Here is a 5,068-nt window from a genome sequence, read left to right on the forward strand (position 1 = left end):
GCGCGGCGCTATGGCATCCCTTACCGGACCTCAAATGCCAATGCCTCTAATGCGGTGGACCTGCAGGCGGCGTATGAGACCATGATGGCAAGCTGGGGCGCGGTGCTTGGCGGTGCCAATATTGTCTACCACGCAGCCGGCTGGCTGGAGGGGGGGCTGACGGCGTCTTATGAGAAATTTATCATGGATGTGGAGATCATCCAGAACATGATCGAATTCCTGAAGCCGATGAAGTTCGACGCCGACGAACTGGGCTTTGACGCCATCCAGTCGGTGCCCACCGGCGGCCATTTCTTTGGCGCCGAGCACACGATGGCGCGCTATGAAACCGCGTTCTACACCCCGATGCTGTCGGACTGGCAGAACTACGAGAACTGGGAAGCGGCCGGCGCCAAGGATGCGCTGCAGCGGGCGACCGGCCTCTGGCAGCAGGCGCTGCGGGATTACGAGGAACCGGCGATGGATCCGGCCATCAGCGAGGAACTGGAGGCCTATGCGGCCAGACGGCGCGAGGAAATCGGCTCCGGCGAGCCTTGATGGAATGGATGCGAGGGGCCAGCCCCTCGCGCTCCCCGGAGTATTTTTGCAAAGATGAAACAGACGCCTGTTTAGAGCCGATCAAACAGCCGCCCAGGCAGCGCATCGTGACGCGGCAGGCCAAGCGCCCGCATCAGGCAGAACATCATCGCCTGGTTGGAGGTGACAACCGGTTTGCCCAGATGCGCCTCGATCCGCTCCACCGCCTCAACCGCGCGCATGTCCGTACAGCTCAGCACGATGGCCTGCGCCTGCGGGTGGTCCGCCTGGCAGGCCAGATCAAATACCTCCTGCGGCGTCAGCTCCCCCTGCCCGTAATTGCCCAGCTCGCGGCCAATGTCCGCGCATCTGACCGTTTCGATCCCGCTGGCAGCCAGAAAGTCCATCGCCTGCCTGTTGATCTCGCCCAGGTAGGGAGAGGAGAAGCCCACTTTGGTTGCGCCGAGGGCCTTGATCGCGTCAACCAGCGCCCCGGCAGCGGTAAAGGACAGCGCGCCGCAGCCTGCTTTGATGTCCTGCGCCAGCTTCTTATCAAACCCCGGCCCATGGGTCAGCGTTGCCGAGGTGCAACCGTAAAGCACCACATCGGGACGCACCCCCGAGATCATCCTGAGATCATGGCTGATGTCGGAGACGCCAAGCCCCGCCATCTGGCCGGAACCCGGGATCTCGTCCACGTCATAACCTCCCAAGCGCTGAAAGTGCACCGTGGTACCGGGTGCACGCATCAGCATCATGTCCGGTTCCAGATTGGTGTTGGTGTAGGGCACCAGCACGCCGATTTTCGCGCGGGTGCGGGCTTCATAAGTCATGTGAGCACTCCTTTCAGCACCGCCAGCGCGCGGTCCATCACGTCCTGGCTGCTGATGGTGGCGCGCAGGCAATCGCTGAGGCCGTAGCCGCCCATGCCGCGCATCAGCAGCTTTTCCGCCCGCAGCGCCGTATCCGCCGCCTGTGCTTGCACGGGCGAGGCAAAGCGCATCAGCACAAAATTGGTGTGGCTTTGCGGCACCGTCAGCCCCAGTGCACGGCATCCCGCGGCAAAGCCATCACGGATCGCGGCAGTTTTGGCCACCGTATCGCGCATATGCGCCTGGTCTTGCATTGCTGCCGCCGCCATCGCCTGTGATGGGATGGATATATTATTGGGGTTCAATAGTTTACGCACCTCACTGGCGATCTGAGGCGGGAAATAGCCCCAACCGGCCCGCGCCCCTGCCAGCCCATAGGCCTTGGACAGGGTCCGCAGCACTACGGTATCGCCGCGCTCTGACAGCGCGAAGACTTCGGCAGGGTCGTTTTCCGCATCGGCAAACTCGGCATAGGCCTGATCCACCACCAGCAGCACATCCGCAGGCAGGCCTGCGCGCAGACGCAGGATCTCACCGTTGGGAACCAGCGTGCCGGTTGGATTGCCTGGGTTGCAGACAAAGACGATGCGGGTCTCAGACGTCACTGCGGCAAGGATATCGTCCACCGACACCGTCAGATCGCGCTCGCGCGCTTTGACGTAATCCACCTGCACCTGGGCCGAGGCGGAGGATACAAAGGCATAGCCGTAATCGGTGCCCAAGACCCGGTCGCCCGGCCCGGCAAAGGCACGGATCAGGCAGCCGATCAGCTCCATCGAGCCGGCGCCGCACAGCACCTTGGCCGGGTCCAGCCCATGCACCTCCGCCAATGCGGCGCGCAGATCGGGCCATTCCGGGTCCGGATAAAGCGGCATCTGCCCCAGCACTGCCTTGCCTGCCGCAATCGCCGCCGGGCTGGCAGCAAAGGCGCTTTCGTTCTGGGCGAGGGAGATGGTCCCCTCGCCGCCAAGATCCGCCAGCGCATAAGGCGCCATGGCGGCAACATGCGGAACTGCGCGGATCATTTGGCACCTCCATAGACGCTGGCGCCTTCCGCGGTCACCAGCCCGCGTTTCAGGTCCAGTGCCAGGGCGTCCGGGTCACGTTCGGACGGGTTGCCGAAGCCGCCACCGCCGGGGGTTTCAAAGATCAGGTAGTCGCCTGCCTCCACCCGCAGCTCGCCCTTGCCCGGGATGTCCTGTCCGCCATCGCGCAAGCGGATGCGGCCCGGGGTGCCGGGCTGTCCGCCCATCCTGCCAAGCGCCGGGAACTTCAGCCGCTCCACCGACAGGAACACGGTGAAGGGCGCATCGTTCGAGGCCGTCATCTCGATCCGCTGACCCAGCCCGCCGCGGTATTTGCCCGCACCGCCGGAGTCGGGCCGCAGCTCGCGCCGCCACATGATGACCGGCGCCACTGCCTCGGTGATCTCTACCTGGCTGCCGTAGACGCCAGACGGGTAGGCTGTTGCCGACAACCCGTCTGCATGCGGCCGCGCGCCGGTGCCGCCGTTGTGAACCGGCTCGATGGCGAACTCGCGGCCGCCGTCGCGGGCCACCTCGGGCGCGTGGCGCATCGGCAGGTCGAACATGCAACTGGCGCCTTCGGCCGGCACCTGATCGGGCAGCGCCTGGTGCAAGCAGCCCAGAACCAGGTCTGGCGTCACCTGCCCCAGCGTGTGGCGCATCGCTACCGGCACCGGGCGCTGCGCATTCAGGATACAGCCCTTGGGGCCGTCCACCGTGAACAGCTCCAAAGACCCGGCATTATTGGGAATATCCGGGCCGACAATGCAACGCAGCGCAAACACCGTATAGGCGGTGGCATAGTTCAGCGGCACGTTGATGCCCTTGCTGGAACAGCCCGATGTGCCGCTGAAATCCACATGCATGCCGTCCTTGGAGACGGTCATCGTTGCGTGCAGTTCCAGTTCGTTCTCGTAGCCATCCATTTTCAGGACGTTCTTGTAGACCCCTTCGGGGACCTCAGCGATGGCCTCCAGCGTGCCGCGGCGGGAGGTGGCGATGATGTAGGACCCAAGCGCATCCAGATCATCGATGCGGAACTCCTCCATCATGTCGACCAAACGCGTCACCCCCGCCTCGCAGCAGGCAATCAGCGCGTAGATATCGCCCTCATTGGCAATCGGCTCGCGGCTGTTGGCGCGGATGATATCCATCAAGAGCGCATTCGGCTCGCCTTCCTCAACCAGCTTGCAGGGCGGGATCAAGAGCCCCTCGTCATAGATGTCAGAGCCTTCCGGCCCCATGCCGAGGCCGCCCAGATCCACCAGATGCGAGGTGCAGGAGGTGAATCCCACCACCTTGCCGGCCTTGAACGCGGGCATCATCAGCAGAAAGTCGTTCAGATGCCCCGAGGCGAGCCAGGGATCGTTGGTCATGTAGATATCGCCGGGCTTCATCGTTGCAACCGGGAAGCGTTCACGCAGATGCAGCACCGCTTCGGCCATGGTGTTGATATGGCCGGGCGTGCCGGTCACGGCCTGTGCCAGCATCCGGCCCTGCACGTCAAAGATACCGGCAGAAATATCACCGCATTCGCGCACGATGGGGCTGAAGGCCGCACGGATCAGGGTCTGGCCCTGCTCCTCGACCACCGCCAGCAGGCGGTTCCACATGACTTGCAGGCGAGCGGGGGAAAGATCGGCAGCCATCATGCGTCTCCTTTCTGGTCGTGTTTCTGATCCTGGATCAGCACGAGGTTACCAATTGCGTCCACATGGGCAGAGAAATCCGCCGAGACCAGCGTGGTGGTTTGCGGCTCGGTGATCAGCGCCGGGCCGCAGACGCGGTCGCCGGGCTGCAGGCTGTCGCGCGGCACAAAGGCCGCTTGCTTCACCGTCCCGTCCACGTCGCAAGTGATCGGGCGGAAGCCTTCGGCCCAGATGTTCTTCAGCTCCGGGGTTTCCGGCACAGCAGCCGCCCCGGCATCCGGGGTTGCCACCCGCACCGCCCAGTTCAGGATCTCGATCTTCATGCCCGGCACCGGGCGCGAGAACTGCTTGGCGTATTCGGTTTCAAACGCTTCGGTCAGCGGTCCCAGATCCTCTGCCGTCAGATCGCGGTCCGGCAGGGTGATCTCAATCTCATGCCCCTGCCCGTTGTAGCGCATGAAGGCGGTGCGCTGGACTTCCGTCGCGGCGTCGCCCGCGCCCTGCGCCACCACCGATTTCGCCTCGTCGATCATCTGGGAGAACAAGCTGTTGATTTGCCCCATATCCATGGTTTCGAGCAGCGAATAACGCGAGCGCACAATCTCAAAACTGACCGGTGCAAACAGGAAGCCCACAGCCGAGCCGACACCCGGGTTCGGCGGGATCACGATGCGCGACACCCCGGCAGAGCGCGCCACCCGGCTTGCATGCAGCGGACCGTTACCGCCAAAGGCAATCATGGTGCGCGGGCCCAGATCCTTGCCCGATTCCACCGCGTGCATCCGCCCGGCGCTGGCCATGCTCTCATCCACGATGCGGCTGACACCGTCCGCCGCGCCGACCCCGTCCAGCTCCAGCCGGGAACCAATCACCCGCGCCAGTGCCGCCTTCGAGGCCTCAGGGGCGATCTTAATAAACCCTTCGGCAAAGGTATCGGGCACGATGTAGCCCAGCGTAATGTCGCTGTCAGTCACAGACGGTTCCGTGCCGCCGCGCCCGAATGCCA

5 protein-coding genes are annotated in these 5,068 nt (G+C 64.1%); 1 reads left to right on the forward strand and 4 read right to left on the reverse strand.

Annotated elements, in window-relative coordinates:
* Nucleotides 1-537 (forward strand): trimethylamine methyltransferase family protein (locus A2I95_RS25760; protein WP_291734502.1); only part of this gene is annotated, 537 nt, incomplete at its 5' end.
* Between the two features lie 71 nt (nucleotides 538-608).
* Here A2I95_RS25760 and A2I95_RS25765 read toward each other — a convergent pair.
* From A2I95_RS25765 to A2I95_RS25780, 4 genes are all read right to left on the reverse strand, one after another.
* On the reverse strand, nucleotides 609-1,349 hold the full coding sequence (locus A2I95_RS25765) for an Asp/Glu racemase (RefSeq protein ID WP_291734504.1): 741 nt from the start codon (nucleotides 1,347-1,349) through the stop codon (nucleotides 609-611).
* Nucleotides 1,346-2,413, reverse strand: a complete 1,068-nt coding sequence (locus tag A2I95_RS25770; protein ID WP_291734506.1) for a histidinol-phosphate transaminase — start codon at nucleotides 2,411-2,413, stop codon at nucleotides 1,346-1,348. The genes A2I95_RS25765 and A2I95_RS25770 overlap by 4 nt, the downstream gene beginning before the upstream one ends.
* Nucleotides 2,410-4,065 (reverse strand): hydantoinase B/oxoprolinase family protein, encoded by a 1,656-nt coding sequence (locus A2I95_RS25775; RefSeq protein WP_291734508.1) that lies wholly within the window; start codon nucleotides 4,063-4,065, stop codon nucleotides 2,410-2,412. Before A2I95_RS25775 ends, A2I95_RS25770 begins: the two co-directional genes overlap by 4 nt.
* A partial coding sequence (locus tag A2I95_RS25780; protein ID WP_291734510.1) for a hydantoinase/oxoprolinase family protein occupies nucleotides 4,062-5,068 on the reverse strand: 1,007 nt, incomplete at its 5' end. The genes A2I95_RS25775 and A2I95_RS25780, both read right to left, overlap by 4 nt.

Source organism: Leisingera sp. F5 (genome assembly GCF_001593695.1).